This window comes from Streptomyces subrutilus, assembly GCF_008704535.1.
GTDB lineage: Bacteria > Actinomycetota > Actinomycetes > Streptomycetales > Streptomycetaceae > Streptomyces > Streptomyces subrutilus.
Genome location: NZ_CP023701.1, coordinates 4738147 through 4753100 on the forward strand (window position 1 = coordinate 4738147; position 14954 = coordinate 4753100).

Annotated in this window: 18 protein-coding genes, 1 tRNA gene and 1 riboswitch; of the genes, 12 read left to right on the plus strand and 7 right to left on the minus strand. The window is 71.3% G+C overall.

The annotated features are described in order from the left end of the window. Positions 1–72: 72 nt before the first annotated feature. From CP968_RS20800 to CP968_RS20810, 4 genes are all read left to right on the plus strand, one after another. Positions 73–495 carry a M67 family metallopeptidase gene (locus tag CP968_RS20800; protein WP_150519436.1) on the plus strand — a complete coding sequence of 141 codons (423 nt, stop codon included), beginning with the start codon at positions 73–75 and terminating at the stop codon, positions 493–495. Positions 496–572: 77 nt separating this feature from the next. Beyond that, complete coding sequence (locus tag CP968_RS35585) at positions 573–680, plus strand: putative leader peptide (RefSeq protein WP_327168163.1); 108 nt, start codon at positions 573–575, stop codon at positions 678–680. A 128-nt stretch (positions 681–808) separates the two neighbouring features. Then, positions 809–1096, plus strand: coding sequence for a MoaD/ThiS family protein (locus CP968_RS20805; RefSeq protein ID WP_150519437.1), 288 nt, complete (start codon positions 809–811; stop codon positions 1094–1096). Further along, complete coding sequence (locus CP968_RS20810) at positions 1096–2046, plus strand: PLP-dependent cysteine synthase family protein (protein ID WP_150519438.1); 951 nt, start codon at positions 1096–1098, stop codon at positions 2044–2046. The genes CP968_RS20805 and CP968_RS20810 overlap by 1 nt, the downstream gene beginning before the upstream one ends. Before the next feature lie 205 nt (positions 2047–2251). On the opposite strand, the gene CP968_RS20815 is transcribed toward CP968_RS20810, so the two are convergent. After that, the gene (locus CP968_RS20815) at positions 2252–2686 is read right to left on the minus strand and encodes a hypothetical protein (protein ID WP_150519439.1); all 435 of its coding nucleotides are present in this window, start codon (positions 2684–2686) and stop codon (positions 2252–2254) included. Between the two features lie 203 nt (positions 2687–2889). On the opposite strand from CP968_RS20815, the gene CP968_RS20820 reads away from it, so the two are divergent. Further along, positions 2890–3642 carry an MBL fold metallo-hydrolase gene (locus tag CP968_RS20820; protein WP_150519440.1) on the plus strand — a complete coding sequence of 251 codons (753 nt, stop codon included), beginning with the start codon at positions 2890–2892 and terminating at the stop codon, positions 3640–3642. Positions 3643–3680: 38 nt separating this feature from the next. Here CP968_RS20820 and CP968_RS20825 read toward each other — a convergent pair whose 3' ends face one another. From CP968_RS20825 to CP968_RS20835, 3 genes are all read right to left on the minus strand, one after another. Then, entirely contained in the window at positions 3681–4592 is a 912-nt protein-coding gene (locus tag CP968_RS20825; RefSeq protein ID WP_150519441.1) for a DUF7916 family protein, read from the minus strand. A gap of 106 nt (positions 4593–4698) precedes the next feature. Beyond that, a complete protein-coding gene (locus CP968_RS20830; RefSeq protein WP_150519442.1) occupies positions 4699–5970 on the minus strand; it encodes a PTS transporter subunit EIIC in 1272 nt (423 codons plus the stop codon). Positions 5971–6289: 319 nt separating this feature from the next. Next, positions 6290–7591, minus strand: a complete 1302-nt coding sequence (locus CP968_RS20835; protein WP_150519443.1) for a PTS transporter subunit EIIC — start codon at positions 7589–7591, stop codon at positions 6290–6292. A 184-nt stretch (positions 7592–7775) separates the two neighbouring features. Between CP968_RS20835 and CP968_RS20840 the strand changes: the two genes are divergently transcribed. The 4 genes from CP968_RS20840 (at position 7776) to rdgB (ending at position 10063) form a co-directional block, all read left to right on the plus strand. After that, on the plus strand, positions 7776–8057 hold the full coding sequence (locus CP968_RS20840; protein WP_268253287.1) for a PTS sugar transporter subunit IIB: 282 nt from the start codon (positions 7776–7778) through the stop codon (positions 8055–8057). A 110-nt stretch (positions 8058–8167) separates the two neighbouring features. Further along, positions 8168–8893, plus strand: coding sequence for a ribonuclease PH (gene rph / locus CP968_RS20845; protein WP_150519445.1), 726 nt, complete (start codon positions 8168–8170; stop codon positions 8891–8893). A 106-nt stretch (positions 8894–8999) separates the two neighbouring features. Continuing rightward, positions 9000–9395 carry a hypothetical protein gene (locus CP968_RS20850; RefSeq protein WP_150519446.1) on the plus strand — a complete coding sequence of 132 codons (396 nt, stop codon included), beginning with the start codon at positions 9000–9002 and terminating at the stop codon, positions 9393–9395. Between the two features lie 53 nt (positions 9396–9448). Further along, the gene (gene rdgB / locus CP968_RS20855) at positions 9449–10063 is read left to right on the plus strand and encodes an RdgB/HAM1 family non-canonical purine NTP pyrophosphatase (protein WP_150519447.1); all 615 of its coding nucleotides are present in this window, start codon (positions 9449–9451) and stop codon (positions 10061–10063) included. 57 nt (positions 10064–10120) lie between these two features. On the opposite strand, the gene CP968_RS20860 is transcribed toward rdgB, so the two are convergent. After that, positions 10121–10204 (minus strand) — tRNA-Leu (locus tag CP968_RS20860). Between the two features lie 333 nt (positions 10205–10537). Beyond that, the gene (gene bcp / locus CP968_RS20865) at positions 10538–11005 is read right to left on the minus strand and encodes a thioredoxin-dependent thiol peroxidase (RefSeq protein ID WP_150519448.1); all 468 of its coding nucleotides are present in this window, start codon (positions 11003–11005) and stop codon (positions 10538–10540) included. A 116-nt stretch (positions 11006–11121) separates the two neighbouring features. On the opposite strand from bcp, the gene CP968_RS20870 reads away from it, so the two are divergent. The 3 genes from CP968_RS20870 to CP968_RS20880 all read left to right on the plus strand — a co-directional run bounded on the left by CP968_RS20870 (position 11122) and on the right by CP968_RS20880 (position 12333). Further along, the gene (locus CP968_RS20870) at positions 11122–11439 is read left to right on the plus strand and encodes a DUF3618 domain-containing protein (RefSeq protein WP_150519449.1); all 318 of its coding nucleotides are present in this window, start codon (positions 11122–11124) and stop codon (positions 11437–11439) included. Positions 11440–11485: 46 nt separating this feature from the next. Further along, entirely contained in the window at positions 11486–11827 is a 342-nt protein-coding gene (locus CP968_RS20875; RefSeq protein ID WP_150519450.1) for a GroES family chaperonin, read from the plus strand. 83 nt (positions 11828–11910) lie between these two features. Further along, positions 11911–11981: riboswitch (guanidine-III (ykkC-III) riboswitch) on the plus strand. Positions 11982–12012: 31 nt separating this feature from the next. Then, complete coding sequence (locus tag CP968_RS20880) at positions 12013–12333, plus strand: DMT family transporter (RefSeq protein ID WP_150519451.1); 321 nt, start codon at positions 12013–12015, stop codon at positions 12331–12333. 62 nt (positions 12334–12395) lie between these two features. Here the strand turns inward: CP968_RS20880 and CP968_RS20885 are convergent, their stop codons facing one another. Continuing rightward, on the minus strand, positions 12396–14684 hold the full coding sequence (locus CP968_RS20885; RefSeq protein WP_444545996.1) for a transglycosylase domain-containing protein: 2289 nt from the start codon (positions 14682–14684) through the stop codon (positions 12396–12398). Positions 14685–14954: the final 270 nt, after the last annotated feature.

Genomic DNA, 14954 nt, shown 5'->3' on the forward strand with positions numbered 1-14954 from the left:
GCGTGTCCACCATTCGGGCCCTCCCGTACCACACCTCGGTACGGGAGGGCCCGTCTGCTTATCCTGTCGCTCATGCTGACCCTCACCCAGGCCCTGTACGACCGGATCGTCGAGCACGCCCGCCGGGACCACCCCGACGAGGCCTGCGGCGTGGTGGCCGGCCCGGCGGGCACCGACCGCCCGGAGCGGTTCGTCCCGATGCTGAACGCGGCCCGCTCGCCCACGTTCTACGAGTTCGACTCGAAGGACCTGCTGAAGCTCTACCGCGACCTGGACGACCGGGACGAGGAGCCGGTGATCGTCTACCACTCGCACACCGCCACCGAGGCCTACCCCTCGCGCACGGACGTCACCTACGCGAACGAGCCCGGCGCCCACTACGTGCTCGTCTCCACGGCCGACGCGGACGGCCTCGGGGAGTTCCAGTTCCGCTCGTACCGCATCGTCGAGGGTGTGATCACGGAGGAGGAAGTGCAGGTCGTGACAGATTACTGACCAGTATGTGAGCGGTAGGGGTCCACGATGCGGGATCACACTCCAAACGGGGGAGCGGGAATCGTTAACATGACCGCATGGTTTCCCCCGACGTGAGCATCGAGACGCCCGGCAGACTGCTGCTCGTGGCGCGGCTGCACGTCGACCTGTGCCGCCTCGCCAGCGCCATCTGTCCCGCTGCCTGAGCACCACAGCCCCGCCCGCGCGGGCACCCCGCGCGCGATCCAGCCCGCACGTCACGCACGTCACCCCGTACGACCCGCACGCCCTCACGCGATCAAGCGATCGCGCCGAGACGACACAGGAGCCCGCCATGGCCATCGAGGTCCGCATCCCCACCATCCTCCGCACCTACACCGACGGCGAGAAGGCCGTCTCCGGCGAGGGCGGCACCCTGGCGGAGCTCTTCTCCGACCTGGAGACCCGCCACAAGGGCATCCAGGAGCGCATCGTCGACGAGGCCAAGGGCGGCGAGCTGCGCCGCTTCGTGAACGTCTACCTCAACGACGAGGACGTCCGCTTCCTCGCCGGCATCTCCACCGAGCTCAAGGACGGCGACAGCGTCACCATCCTCCCGGCCGTGGCCGGCGGATCGAAGTAATGCGCTACGACTCCCCGCTCGCCGCGGTCGGCAACACGCCGCTCGTCCGGCTGCCCCGGCTCTCGCCCTCCGCCGACGTACGGATCTGGGCGAAGCTGGAGGACCGCAACCCGACCGGCTCGATCAAGGACCGCCCCGCGCTCCACATGGTCGAGCAGGCCGAGAAGGACGGCCGCCTGGTCCCCGGCTGCACGATCCTGGAGCCCACCTCCGGCAACACGGGCATCTCGCTCGCCATGGCCGCGAAGCTCAAGGGCTACCGGATCGTGTGCGTCATGCCGGAGAACACCTCACAGGAGCGGCGCGACCTGCTGGGCATGTGGGGAGCCGAGATCATCCCGTCCCCGGCCGCGGGTGGGTCCAACACCGCGGTCCGGGTCGCCAAGGAGCTCGCGGAGCAGCACCCCGACTGGGTGATGCTCTACCAGTACGGCAACCCGGACAACGCGGGCGCCCACTACGCCACCACGGGCCCGGAGATCCTCGCCGACCTCCCGTCGATCACCCACTTCGTGGCCGGCCTCGGCACGACCGGCACCCTGATGGGCGTCGGCCGCTACCTGCGCGAGCACGTCGAGGGCGTGCGCATCGTCGCCGCCGAGCCGCGCTACGACGACCTGGTCTACGGACTGCGCAACCTGGACGAGGGCTTCGTCCCCGAGCTCTACGACGCATCCGTGCTGACCACCCGCTACTCGGTCGGCTCGGCCGACGCCGTGACCCGTACCCGGGAACTGCTCCAGCAGGAGGGCATCTTCGCGGGCGTCTCGACCGGCGCGGCCCTGCACGCGGCGATCGGGGTCGGCCGCAAGGCGGTGGCCGCGGGCGAGAGCGCGGACATCGTGTTCGTCGTCGCCGACGGCGGGTGGAAGTACCTGTCGACGGGCGTGTACACGGCCGCGACCACGCACGAGGCGATCGAGGCCCTCCAGGGCCAGCTCTGGGCCTAGGCCGTCTCTTTCGGATCTTGCCGGGCCCGCGACGCCTGGCACCGTGCCTGGCCGCACTGCCGAGGCGACCACGTACGTCCAGTACGCGAGCGCCCCGGCAGCACGCCCGGGCACGGCACCAGACGCCGCGGGCTCGGCCGACAAGATCCGAAAGAGACGACCTAGGCCGGGCGGCCGGTGATCCCGCCCCGGACCGGGGGCCGGATCACCGGCCGCCGTCCCCGCCGAGTCCCAGCCCCCTGACCTCGTCCCACACCGTCGGGTCCAGCGTGCCCAGCCGGCCGCGGAACTCCCACAGGGACACCTCCTGCGGCCGGTCCGCCTCCAGGTAACCCACCCGGCCCTGCGCCGTGCCCACGGTTCCCGGCGGCAGCGGGATCACCCCGGCCCGCCGGTCGTCGTACCTCCCCGTGATCCACGCGACCCGCGCCCGGCCGTCCCGTACCCGCCCCGCCGCCAGCACCAGGCACGTCCGGCCGTCGGCCAGCGACCACACCTCGCCCGCCCCGGGCCGCGGCGGCGGGCCGGACCCGTGCGCGGGCGGGGCCCGGCGGGGGAGCCGCGGCCGGTCCCCGGCGACCAGCACCACCAGCGCCACGGCCACGACCGCGGCCACGGCGGGCCACCAGGACGTGTCCATGTTCCGACCGTAGCCCCGCGGGGGTGCCCCGGCACGGCAGGACGGCAACCCCGGCGCCCCGCGTCGCTCCCCCGGGTGACAGCGCAGGTGATTCCCCCCACAACGGCCTGCCGCGGAGGAGCGACCGGTCGTTTCGCGCCTTACGCTCGACCCACGCACGGCCCGCATTCCGTCCACGGACCGTCCACGGAGGTTCACGCTCCATGAAGCTCACCGTCGTCGGCTGTTCGGGCTCGTTCCCGTCCGCGGAATCGGCCTGTTCGAGCTACCTCGTCGAGGCCGACGGCTTCCGGCTGCTCCTCGACATGGGCAACGGCGCCCTCGGCGAACTCCAGCGCCACACCGGTCTCTACGACCTCGACGCGATCTTCCTGAGCCACCTGCACGCCGACCACTGCATCGACATGTGCGCCTATTTCGTGGCCCGCTTCTACCGGCACGAGGGCGGCCGCTGCGGCACCATCCCCGTCTACGGCCCCGAGGGCACCGAGAAGCGCCTGACCACCGCCTACGACGACGTGCCCGACGAGCGCTCGATGAGCGAGGTCTTCGACTTCCGCACCCTGAAGCCGGGCAGCTTCGAGATCGGCCCGTTCCGGATCCGCACCGAGAAGGTCTGCCACCCGGTGGAGTCCTACGGCATCCGCGTCGAGCACGGCGGCCGTTCGCTCGTGTACTCCGGCGACACCGGCACCTGCGCCGAGCTGGGCCGGCTCGCCGAGGGCGCCGACCTCTTCCTGTGCGAGGCCTCCTTCACCCACGGCAAGGAGGACATCCCCGACCTGCACCTCAACGGCCGCGAGGCCGGCGAGTACGCCCGCGACGGCAAGGTCGGCCGGCTCGTCCTGACCCACATCCCGCCGTGGACCGACGCCGAGCAGAACCTCGCCGACGCCCGCGCGGCCTACGACGGCCGCGTCGACCTGGCCCACACGGGCGCCGTCTACGAGCTCTGACCGCCCGCCGGGGTCCGTCCCGCCCCCGCGTACGGACGTCAGGACCGCGCCTGCCGGCCGCCCAGCGCCATCCGGTTCCAGGTGTGGCGCCGGCCGCGGATCGCCACCGAGTACGCGTACATGACCTCCGGGTCGCACACGCCGGGGATGTAGGAGTCCCCGAAGTGGTGCGCGTCGAAGCCCGCCTCCTTGGCGTTGAGGGCGAGTTGCGGCACCACGTCGGCGTGGGAGCCCTCCTGGCTGGTGCCGATCGCGCCCATCACGATCGCGCCCGCGTCCTGGACGGCGGCCACCGCCTCGGCGGCCAGCTCCCGGGTCACCCCGGGCAGGGTTCCGGGCAGCGGCATGACCACGCCGTCGGCGCCCGCGTCGACCAGCGCCGTCAGCCGTGCCGCGGTGACCCGTTCGGGGTGTCCGGCGTGGTGCATCTTGCCCGACCACAGGGCCGTGTCGGGGTCGAGGCCGGCGCGCAGTTCCGCGGTGACCCGGGCCATCGCCTCGTACGAACCGCCCGTGCCCGGGTTCGCGGTGATGCACAGCAGCGCGGCGCCCATGTCGACCAGCCGCTTGGCGTGCTCGGGCTTCGCCCGGCGTATCTCGGGCACGTCGCCGGGCTCCAGGTTCACCCCGACGGGCCGCCCGATCACCCGGGCCAGCTCGGTGAAGGAGGTGAACTCGCCGAGGCCCGGCAGCCGCAGCCGCTCGCCGTCCCAGGCCCGCTCGATGAGGTTCAGTACGACGACGTCCGCTCCGAAGGCGGCGACGAGCTCGGCGTTGTGCACCCCGCGCCCGTCCGGGTGGGGGGACAGGGCGGCGCGTTCGGCGAAGACCTCGGCGACCATCGTCCGCCCTTCGGCGGCGGCCACGGCCCGGGTCAGGGCGCGGCCGCGCAGGGCGGCGAGCCGGTCGCGATCGAGGTCGAGGATGCGGGGCTGCTCGTTGTCGGTCATGGTTCCACGCTAGGGAACGCGGACAGGCCGAAGCCCCTGCCTTTCGGAAGGAAAGGCAGGGGCTTCGGTCCTGAATCGCCGCGGGGCGGCAGGCTGCGGGCGGGGCCTACTTGGCCTCGGCCTTGGCCAGCTCGGCGAGCTCCTCGTCGGACTCGCGGCCCGGGGTGGGCAGGTTGAACTTGGTGATGGCGAAGCGGAAGACGAAGTAGTAGACCACCGCGAAGCAGAGGCCGACTCCGGCCAGGCCCCACGGGTTGTCCGCGATGCCGAGGTTGAGGAGGAAGTCGACGGCGCCGGCGGAGAAGCCGAACCCGTCGCGCATCCCCAGGGCCCAGGTGAGGGCCAGGGAGACACCGGTGAGGACCGCGTGGATCGCGTAGAGCACCGGGGCGATGAACATGAAGGTGAACTCGATCGGCTCGGTCACACCGGTGACGAACGCGGTGGCGGCGAGCGAGAACATCATGCCGCCGACGACCTTGCGGCGCTCGGGGCGGGCGCAGTGGACGATCGCGAGGCAGGCCGCCGGGAGGGCGAACATCATGATCGGGAAGAAGCCGGTCATGAACTGTCCGGCGGTCGGGTCGCCGGCGAGGAAGCGGGCTATGTCGCCGTGGACGGCGCCGGTGGCGGTGTCGAACGAGCCGGCCTGGAACCACGGGAAGGAGTTCAGCAGGTGGTGCATGCCGATCGGGATCAGCGCACGGTTGGCGACACCGAAGATGCCCGCGCCGACGGAGCCGGAGCCGACGAGCCACTCACCGAAGTTGTGCAGACCGGTGCCGAGGACCGGCCAGATCAGACCGAAGACGATGCCGGTGACCAGACCCGCGAGGGCCGAGAGGATCGGGACGAGGCGGCGGCCGCCGAAGAAGCCCGCCCAGTCGGGCAGCTTGGTCCGGTAGAACTTCTGGTACAGCAGGGCCGTGATGATGCCCATCACGACACCGCCGAGGACACCGGCGTTGACCGGGGCGTCCAGCATGACGATCTTGCCGGCGTCGACCTTGGCGACCTTGGGCAGGTTGCTGTCGGTGAAGGTCGCCAGGACCTTCTGGAAGACCAGGTAACCGGTCACGGCCGCCAGCGCGGTCGAGCCGTCCGACTTCTTGGCGAAGCCGATCGCGATGCCGACGGCGAACAGCAGCGCCATGTTGTCGAGGATCGCGCCACCACCGGCGGCCATGTAACCGGCGATCTTGACGACGAACGTCGGGAAGACGTCCTTGTCGCCGAGCATGTCGCCCGCGCCCAGGCGGAGCAGGAGAGCGCCGGCAGGCAGCACGGCAACGGGAAGCATGAGGCTCCGGCCGATGCGCTGCATGACGGCCATCACGCCAGCGCCCTTCTTCTTTTCCGCAGCGGTCGCTGTGGACATGTGGTTCCTCCAGTGGGCAAGGCGCCGCCAGGGGACAGAAAATGGGGATGGCGACGTCTCAGAAAGGTGGACCGCGGTCCCTGACGGGCCCTCGTGGTCTACACCAATAGGTGGTGTAGACCAGTTGTAACACGGTGAGGGTTAGATAAGGAACCTTCGTTTTCCTGTGGCCTGCGCCACACCCCGGCCGCGGCGGCCGTACGACCGCGACCACGGACCTCCGGACATGGCCGAGGCCCCCGGATCAAGGGATCCGAGGGCCTGGAAGTCGGGGCCGAAAGGCCCGGCGCGGCAGGGCCGCGCCTTCATAACGGCTTGGCTACGCCTTGGTGTTCTCCCCCTCCATCGCCTCGATCTCCTCGTCCGACTCCCGGCCCGGGGTCGGGATGTCGAACTTCGTGATGGCGAAGCGGAAGACCGCGTAGTAGACGAGGGCGAAGACCAGCCCGATCGGGATGATCATCCACGGCTTGGTCGCCAGGCTCCAGTTGATGAGGTAGTCGATCAGGCCGGCCGAGAAGCTGAACCCGTCGTGCACGCCCAGCGCCCAGGTCACCGCCATCGAGACGCCGGTCAGCACCGCGTGGATCGCGTACAGCAGCGGGGCGACGAAGAGGAACGAGTACTCCAGCGGCTCCGTGATGCCCGTGACGAAGGACGTCAGGCCGACCGACAGCATCAGGCCGCCGACCTCCTTGCGGCGCGCCGGCTTCGCGCAGTGGGTGATCGCCAGCGCCGCCGCCGGAAGCGCGAACATCATGATCGGGAAGAAGCCGGACAGGAACTGCCCCGCCGCCGGGTCGCCCGCCAGGAACATCGGGATGTCACCGTGCACCACCTGGCCGTCCGGCTTGGTGAAGCTGCCGAACTGGAACCACACCGGCACGTTCAGGAACTGGTGCAGGCCGATCACCAGCAGCGCCCGGTTCGCGAGCCCGAAGATGCCGGCGCCCCACGAGCCCAGACCCACCAGCCAGTCCGAGAAGCTCTGCAGCGCGTCGCCGATCGGCGGCCAGACCCACAGGCAGACCACGGCGAACGCGATCGCGACGAAGGTCATGATGATCGGGACCAGCCGCCGGCCGTTGAAGAAGCCGAGCCAGTCCACCAGCTTCACCCGGTGGTAGCGCTTCCAGAACCAGGCCGCCAGCAGGCCCATCACGATGCCGCCGAAGACCCCCGGGTTCTGGAACGTGTACTCGGCGAGGGTCTGGTCCGGTCCCAGGCAGCCGCCCCCGACGTCCCGGGTCCCGGTCGGGCAGGGCTGGGGGAAGACGCGCAGCACGCCCCGGTAGACGAGGAAGCCGACCACCGCCGCCAGCGCCGTCGAACCGTCCGCCTTCTTGGCCATGCCGATGGCCACGCCGACGCAGAACAGCAGCGGCAGGCCCAGGTCGGCGTTGAGCAGCGAGCCGCCCGCGGCCGCCATCACCCTGGCCACGTCGGTCCAGCCCAGGCCGTCCTTGCCGAAGACGTCGTCCTGTCCGAGACGGTTGAGGATGCCTGCCGCGGGGAGCACGGCGATCGGCAGCTGCAGGCTGCGGCCCATCTTCTGCAGGCCCTGGAACAACCCGTTCCACCACATCGGCCGCGACTCTGCTGCTGCGCTGCTCGCGCTCATTCGGCGTCCTCCCTGACCGGCCCGTTTTTGGCAGCCGCAACACTTGCGGCACACTGGTGTAGACCAGTTGTGGGCAGGTTGCTGCTGATCGTCATCATTCGGCAGGGACCGCTCACGCGCTCGCGAAGATGCGCCAACCGTGGGTTACCGTGACAACGCGGACCGCAGTGGCGGGCACCCGTGACTGACTGGCCGCCGAGACTCGTTCTTCGTAGAACTCAGGGAGAAACACATGGCCACCAAGGCTGAGAAGATCGTCGCCGGGCTCGGCGGGATCGACAACATCGAAGAGGTCGAGGGCTGCATCACCCGCCTCCGCACCGAGGTCAAGGACCCCGCCCTGGTCGACGAGGTCGCGCTGAAGGCCGCCGGCGCCCACGGCGTCGTCAAGATGGGCACCGCGATCCAGGTCGTCATCGGCACCGACGCCGACCCGATCGCCGCCGACATCGAAGACATGATGTGATCCAGGCTCCCTAGCCGGACCCGCAGCACCCGCACCACCACCGACGACCCCGTACCGGACCCCTCCGGACGGGGTCCTCGCGTTCCCCCGCAGCCATTAGGCTCGGACCCATGTCTCGCATCGACGGCCGTACGCCCGAACAGCTCCGCCCGGTCACCATCGAACGCGGATGGAGCAAGCACGCCGAGGGCTCCGTCCTCATCTCCTTCGGAGACACCAAGGTCTTCTGCACCGCCTCCTTCACCGAAGGCGTCCCGCGCTGGCGCAAGGGCAGCGGCGAGGGCTGGGTCACCTCCGAGTACTCGATGCTGCCCCGCTCCACCAACACCCGCGGCGACCGCGAATCCGTCCGCGGCAAGATCGGCGGCCGCACCCACGAGATCTCCCGACTCATCGGCCGCTCGCTGCGCGCCGTCATCGACTACAAGGCCCTCGGCGAGAACACCATCGTCCTGGACTGCGACGTCCTCCAGGCCGACGGCGGCACCCGCACCGCAGCCATCACCGGCGCGTACGTCGCCCTCGCGGACGCCGTCGCCTGGGGCCAGAAGAAGAAGCTGGTCAAGGCCGGCCGCAAGCCGCTCACCGGCACCGTCGCCGCCGTCAGCGTCGGCATCGTCGACGGCGAGCCGCTCCTCGACCTCTGCTACGAGGAGGACGTGCGGGCCGAGACCGACATGAACGTGGTGTGCACCGGCGACGGCCGCTTCGTCGAGGTCCAGGGCACCGCCGAGGGCGAGCCCTTCGACCGCAAGGAGCTCAACGCCCTCCTCGACCTCGCGGCCGGCGGCTGCGCGGACCTGGAAGCCATCCAGCTGGGCGCCCTCGAACTCTAGGGCGCACGGCAACCGCCGGGCCCGGCCCGGCGTCTGTGCAGGTACGGGCGCACGGTGTCACCACCGTGCGCCCGGTCACGTATCCGAGCTCTTGGGGGGACCCGCAGTGAAGCCGCTCCAGCCGAAGCACCGCATAGCCGCCGTCGCCGTCGCCGCGGCCCTCGTCCTGCCCGCCCTCACCGCGTGCGACGCCATCTCCACGGCCATGGACTGCGCCAACACGGCCGTGGCCATCACGGACGGTGCGAACGACCTCCAGCAGGCCGTGTCCCAGGCCGGCAACAGCCCCCAGGACGCCCGGAACGCGCTCGACCAGATCGACGCCAACCTGAAGAAGATCGGCGACCAGACGGACAACGCCGACCTGGGCAAGGCCATCGACTCGATGGAGGCCGCCGTGAAGAGCGTCCGCACCTCGGTCGAGAGCGGCAACACCGCGCCCGACATCCAGCCGGTCGCGGACGCGGCGAGCGAACTCTCGAAGGTCTGCACCCCCGGCTGACCCCGCACCCCCGGCCGGACCGGGGCGTTCCGCAGGTCGCGATAATGGCGGACATGACCTCCACGCCCAGCCGCCTCATCCTCGCCACCCGCAACGCGGGCAAAGTCACCGAACTCCGCGCGATCCTGTCCGACGCCGGCCTGCCGCACGAGCTGGTCGGCGCGGACGCCTACCCCGAGATCCCGGACGTGAAGGAAACCGGCGTCACCTTCGCCGAGAACGCGCTGCTCAAGGCCCATGCCCTGGCGCAGGCCACCGGCCTGCCGGCCGTCGCCGACGACTCCGGCCTGTGCGTGGACGTCCTCAACGGCGCCCCCGGCATCTTCTCCGCCCGCTGGGCCGGTTCCCACGGCGACGACGCCGCGAACCTCGCGCTCCTGCTGGCCCAGCTCGGCGACATCCCCGACGGCCACCGCGGCGCCCACTTCTTCTGCGCGGCGGCCCTGGCCCTCCCGGACGGCACCGAACGCGTCGTCGAAGGCCGCCTCCTGGGCACCCTGCGCCACACCCCGGCCGGCACGGGCGGCTTCGGCTACGACCCGGTCCTCCAGCCCCTGGGCGAGTCCCGCACCTGCGCGGAACTCTCCGCGGCGGAGAAGAACGCCATCTCCCACCGGGGTCTGGCCTTCCGTGCCCTGGTCCCGGTGGTCCGCGAACTGCTGGGCTGACGCCGAACGCACCGAAGGACCGGCTCCGCGAGCGGTGAGCCGGTCCTTCGCCATACGTGCGGTTGGGGGGACTCGAACCCCCACGGGTTTTACCCCACTGAGACCTAAACCCAGCGTGACTGCCAATTCCACCACAACCGCGACAGTTGGCCCGTTCCGAACATCAAGCCTGCTGGGCCGCTGACATTCTACGGGGGCGAGGGTCGGCGCTGCGACAGGATGCGTCGGTCTCCTGCGGCATCACGTGTCCGTGCGGGAGCGGCGGTTCGGGGCGGACGTGGCGCGGATCCTCCCCGGGCCCCTCCCTCCTCCGCCCCTCGCGCCGCCCGCCCCCTCGCGGCCGCGCGTGCGGCACCCGCACTCGTACGGAGCAACGGGGCGCAGGAGGCTCGGTCACGGGGGATCGCGCGGGACGGGCGCGGCGGCCCGGACCGTTCGGGTGCGGGCCGCCGCGCCCGGGGACGGGGGGACGGGTCAGATGCCGAGGTCCTTGATGATCTTGGCTACGTGGCCCGTGGCCTTCACGTTGTAGAAGGCGTGCTCGACCTTGCCCTCCTCGTCCACGACCACGGTGGAGCGGATGACCCCGGTCACCGTCTTGCCGTACAGCTTCTTCTCGCCGTACGCGCCGTACGCGGTCAGCGTCTCCTTGTCCGGGTCGCCGACCAGCGTGACCTTGAGGTTCTCCTTCTCGCGGAACTTCGCGAGCTTCTCCGGCTTGTCGGGGGAGACGCCGATGACGTCGTAGCCCGCCGTCGCCAGCGCGTCCAGGTTGTCCGTGAAATCGCAGGCCTGCTTGGTGCAGCCCGGCGTCAGGGCGGCCGGGTAGAAGTAGACGATCACCTTGCGGCCCTTGTGGTCGGCGAGCGAGACCTCGGTGCCGTCCGCGTCGGGCAGGGTGAAGGCGGGGGCGGTGTCGCCCGGCTGGAGTCGCTCGCTCATGTCAACACTCTCCTCGGGAGGGGATCGGTACGGCATGAGCCTAAGCTGGCGGAGCTGACAGACTGTCCCTGACCTACACGATCACGACCGATCACGACGACGACGGAGGCAGCGCGGTGCCGGAAGCCAGGACCCCCGCACAGATCGAGGCGGACATCGTCCGCCGTCGCGACCAGCTCGCCGAGACGCTCGACGAGATCGGCGTGCGCCTGCACCCGAAGACGATCGTCGGGGACGCGAAGGCCAAGGTCGCCTCGACCGTCGACCAGACGGCGGGCCGCGCCTTCGTCGCGGTGAACCGGGTGGTCACGGACGTCAAGGACGGCCTGCGCCACGAGGACGGCTCCCCGCGCGTGGAGCGGATCGTGCCGGTCGCGCTCCTCGCGGTCGGGCTCGTCGGCCTGCTCGTGGTGTCGGCGCGCCGCAAGCGCTGACCACCCGCCGAGGTACGGGGCGGACACGGGCAGGTAGGTTCGGGGCGTGAGCGACAACACCACCGACGACAAGCTGCCCATCCGCATGCTGCACGACCGCGTGCTCGTGAAGTCCGACCTGCCGGAGGGCGAGCGCCGCTCGGGCGGCGGCATCCTGATCCCGGCGACGGCCGCGGTCGGCAAGCGCCTGGCCTGGGCCGAGGTCGTCGCGGTCGGGCAGAACGTGCGCAGCGTCGAGCCGGGTGACCGGGTGCTCTACGACCCGGAGGACCGGGCCGAGGTCGAGGTGCGCGGGGCGACGTACGTGCTGATGCGCGAGCGGGACCTGCACGCCGTGGCCGCGGAGCGGCTGGAGGGGGCGAAGGACTCCACCGGGCTGTACCTCTGACGCCCCGGACGCCTCCGATGCCCTGGACGTCTCCGATGCCCTGGACGTCTCCGGGCCGGTGACCGGTGTCACCGGCCCTTCGCGCTGTCCTTTGCTACGGTGGAGGGACCCCGACGAGACGCGCCGTACCGGGTTGACGACAAGACGACGCACCCCCGTTCGCTCATCGTCCCGGAGGTGCCGTCATGGCCTGGATCCTGTTGCTCGTCGCCGGTCTGCTCGAAGTCGGCTGGTCGATCGGCATGAAGTTCACCGAAGGCTTCACCCGGCTGTGGCCCAGCGTGTTCACCGGCGCGGGCATCGTCGCCAGCATGGTGCTGCTGTCCTACGCGGCCAAGACCCTGCCGATCGGTACGGCGTACGGCGTGTGGGTGGGCATCGGCGCGGCCGGTGCGGCCGTGCTCGGCATGGCGGTGCTGGGCGAGCCCGTGACCGCCGCCCGGATCTTCTTCATCTGCCTGCTGCTGGTGGCCGTCGTGGGCCTGAAGGCCACCTCCGGTCACTGACCGGCCGGCCCGGGGGCCCCGGGCCGGACCCGGGCCCCGCCGCGCCGCGGCGGGGCCCGCGCTCATTCCACGAACGCGGACGGCGGTCGCCGCAGGCCTTCGGTGCCGCCGCCCGCGTCGGTGCCCTGGCCGCCCGTGGTGGCGCCGCCCCGGTCGCCCTCGCCGGTGCCGCCGTTGTCCTGGCCGCCCTGGGTCCGACCGCCCTGCGTCCCGCCGCCGTCGTCCTGGCCGCCGTTGCCGCCGCCCCCGTTGCCGCCGCCCCCGTTGTCCTGGCCCCCGTTGCTCCGGCCGCCCTGGCTCTGGCCGCCGCCGTCCTGGCCGCCCTGGGTCCTGCCGCTGGTGGACGGGCTGGGCGGGCGGGGCGGGGTCGGCCTGGTGGAGCGCCCCGGGGTCGGAGAGGTGTCGCCGGGGGTCTCCTGCGGGGACTGCGGGCGGGAGGGCGGGAGCGGCGGCGGGAGCTGGGCCGCGCCCGGCTGGAGGTCGAGGTCGAAGTCGACGGGGTCGGTGTCCTCCAGGGCGGCCTTGGTGTAGGCGGCCCAGATGCGGGCGGGGTAGCCGCCGCCGCTGATGCGGGCCTCGCCGAGCGCCCCGTACAGGGACTGCAGGGTGCCGGTGTCGGGGTCCTGGCCCATCATCGACACCACCGTGACCAGGTCCGGGGTGTACGCGGCGAACCAGGCGGAGCGGTCCAGCTCGCCGGTGCCGGTCTTGCCCGCGGCCGGGTGGCCGGCGGCGAGTGCCGCGGTGCCGGTGCCGTTGTCGACGACGCTGACGAGCATCGAGGTGGTGGTGTCGGCGGCTTCGCGGTCGACGGCCTGGACCGGCTCGCGGTCGGGCAGCGCGAGGGTCTCGCCGCCCTTGGTGACCTTCTCCACGAGGGTGTAGGGGGTGCGGCGGCCGTGGTCGGCGAGGGTCGCGTAGGCCTGGGTCATGTCGAGGACGCTGGCCTGCAGGGTGCCGAGGGCCATGGCCGGGCCCGGGTCGAAGTTGGGGGTGTCCTCGGGGATGCCGAGGTCGAGGGCGGTCTGCTTGACCTTGGCGGTGCCGACGTCGACGACCATCTGGGCGAAGACGGCGTTCACGGAGAGGTCGGTGGCCGTGTTGACGGTGATGTTGCCGTAGGAGACCTGGCCCTCGTTCTCGGGGGCGTAGGGGACGCGGGCGCCGACGACGCGGCGCTTGTTGTCGCCGTTGTAGACCGTGTTCGGGGTGATCCGCCGGCCGTCCTGGGTGCGGGAGCCGTTCTCGACGGCGGCCGCGAAGACGAACGGTTTGAAGGTGGAGGCGACCTGGTAGTCGTGGCGGGTCGCGTTGTTGACGTACTGCCGGGTGTAGTCGATGCCGCCGTACAGGGCGACGACCTTGCCGGTGGCGGGGTCGATGGAGGCGCCGCCGGCGCGCACGAGGCGGTCGGCCTTGCGCTTCTGCGGGTCGAGCTTGTCGGCCATCTGTGTTTCGACGGCCCGGACGAAGGCGTTCTCGCGGCGCTTGTCGATGGTGCTGGTGATGCGGTAGCCGCCTTCGGCGAGCGTCTTGTCGTCGAGGACCTTGTGGTCGACGAGGTAGTCCTTGACGGCTTCGACGAGGTAGCCGCGCTGCCCGGAGAGCCCGGCGGCGGCGCGGACCTTGCCGGGCTCGGGGAAGGAGGTGGCCGCGCGGGCGGACGCGGACAGCCAGCCCTTCTTGACCATGCCGTCGAGGACGTAGTTCCAGCGGGCGAGCGCGCGGGGGCGGGCCTGGGGGTGGGAGACGACGTCGAAGGCGCTGGGGGAGTTGAGGAGGGTGGCGAGGTAGGCGCCCTCGGCGGTGGTGAGCCGGCCGACGTCCTTGCCGTAGTAGGCCTGGGAGGCGGCCTGGATGCCGTAGGCGTTGCGCCCGAAGTAACTGGTGTTCAGGTACCCCTCCAGGATGTATTCCTTCGACTTCTCACGACCGAGTTTGATCGCGATGAAGAACTCCTTGGCCTTGCGCTTGATCGTCTGTTCCTGGCCCAGGTAGTAGTTCTTGACGTACTGCTGGGTGATGGTCGATCCGGACTGGGTGCCCTTGCCGGTCGCGGTGTTCCAGGCGGCGCGGAGCATCGCCTTGGGGTCCACCGCCCGTTCGGAGTGGAAGTCCCGGTCCTCGGCGGCGAGTACGGCCTCCTGGACGGTCGGCGGGACCTGGGAGAGCGGCACGTTGACCCGGTTGACCTCGCCGTCGCGGGCGAGCAGCGAGCCGTCGGAGTACAGGTAGAGGTTGGACTGCGCGGTCGCGGCGGAGTTGGCCGGCGGGATGTCGACCAGGACGTAGCCGGCGACGAGGGCGCCGCCGAGCAGCACCGCGAGGAGCACGACGGCGCTCAGCAGCATCCGCCAGGTGGGGAGGATCCGGCGCCAACCGGTCCGCTTGCGCCGCGGCCGACGGCCGGGACTGCCGGCCCTACCGGGACCGGGCGGGCCGGGTGGGCCGGGTGGGCCCGGGTCCCCGGCCCGCGGTGCTCCGGGGGGAGTGTCGGGATCGCGAGGGGTCCAGCCCGGCGGTGGTGACGGGTCGCTCATCTCCAGGGCTCCTCGGCGCCGTGCGAAATATCCACTTCTGTACCTCATGGTGTCTACCCGATGGCCGCAGGTTCCGCTCCG

What these genes read in the sequence shown, in the direction of transcription:
- CP968_RS20805 (WP_150519437.1), top strand. Translation starts at nt 809, where the DNA reads ATGGCCATCGAGGTCCGCATCCCCACCATCCTCCGCACCTACACCGAC.
- bcp (WP_150519448.1), bottom strand. Translation starts at nt 11,005, where the DNA reads ATGAGCGAGCGACTCCAGCCGGGCGACACCGCCCCCGCCTTCACCCTG.
- CP968_RS20810 (WP_150519438.1), top strand. Translation starts at nt 1,096, where the DNA reads ATGCGCTACGACTCCCCGCTCGCCGCGGTCGGCAACACGCCGCTCGTC.
- CP968_RS20830 (WP_150519442.1), bottom strand. Translation starts at nt 5,970, where the DNA reads ATGTCCACAGCGACCGCTGCGGAAAAGAAGAAGGGCGCTGGCGTGATG.
- CP968_RS20815 (WP_150519439.1), bottom strand. Translation starts at nt 2,686, where the DNA reads ATGGACACGTCCTGGTGGCCCGCCGTGGCCGCGGTCGTGGCCGTGGCG.
- CP968_RS35585 (WP_327168163.1), top strand. Translation starts at nt 573, where the DNA reads ATGGTTTCCCCCGACGTGAGCATCGAGACGCCCGGCAGACTGCTGCTC.
- CP968_RS20825 (WP_150519441.1), bottom strand. Translation starts at nt 4,592, where the DNA reads ATGACCGACAACGAGCAGCCCCGCATCCTCGACCTCGATCGCGACCGG.
- CP968_RS20885 (WP_444545996.1), bottom strand. Translation starts at nt 14,684, where the DNA reads ATGCTGCTGAGCGCCGTCGTGCTCCTCGCGGTGCTGCTCGGCGGCGCC.
- CP968_RS20820 (WP_150519440.1), top strand. Translation starts at nt 2,890, where the DNA reads ATGAAGCTCACCGTCGTCGGCTGTTCGGGCTCGTTCCCGTCCGCGGAA.
- CP968_RS20800 (WP_150519436.1), top strand. Translation starts at nt 73, where the DNA reads ATGCTGACCCTCACCCAGGCCCTGTACGACCGGATCGTCGAGCACGCC.
- CP968_RS20835 (WP_150519443.1), bottom strand. Translation starts at nt 7,591, where the DNA reads ATGAGCGCGAGCAGCGCAGCAGCAGAGTCGCGGCCGATGTGGTGGAAC.
- rdgB (WP_150519447.1), top strand. Translation starts at nt 9,449, where the DNA reads ATGACCTCCACGCCCAGCCGCCTCATCCTCGCCACCCGCAACGCGGGC.
- rph (WP_150519445.1), top strand. Translation starts at nt 8,168, where the DNA reads ATGTCTCGCATCGACGGCCGTACGCCCGAACAGCTCCGCCCGGTCACC.
- CP968_RS20880 (WP_150519451.1), top strand. Translation starts at nt 12,013, where the DNA reads ATGGCCTGGATCCTGTTGCTCGTCGCCGGTCTGCTCGAAGTCGGCTGG.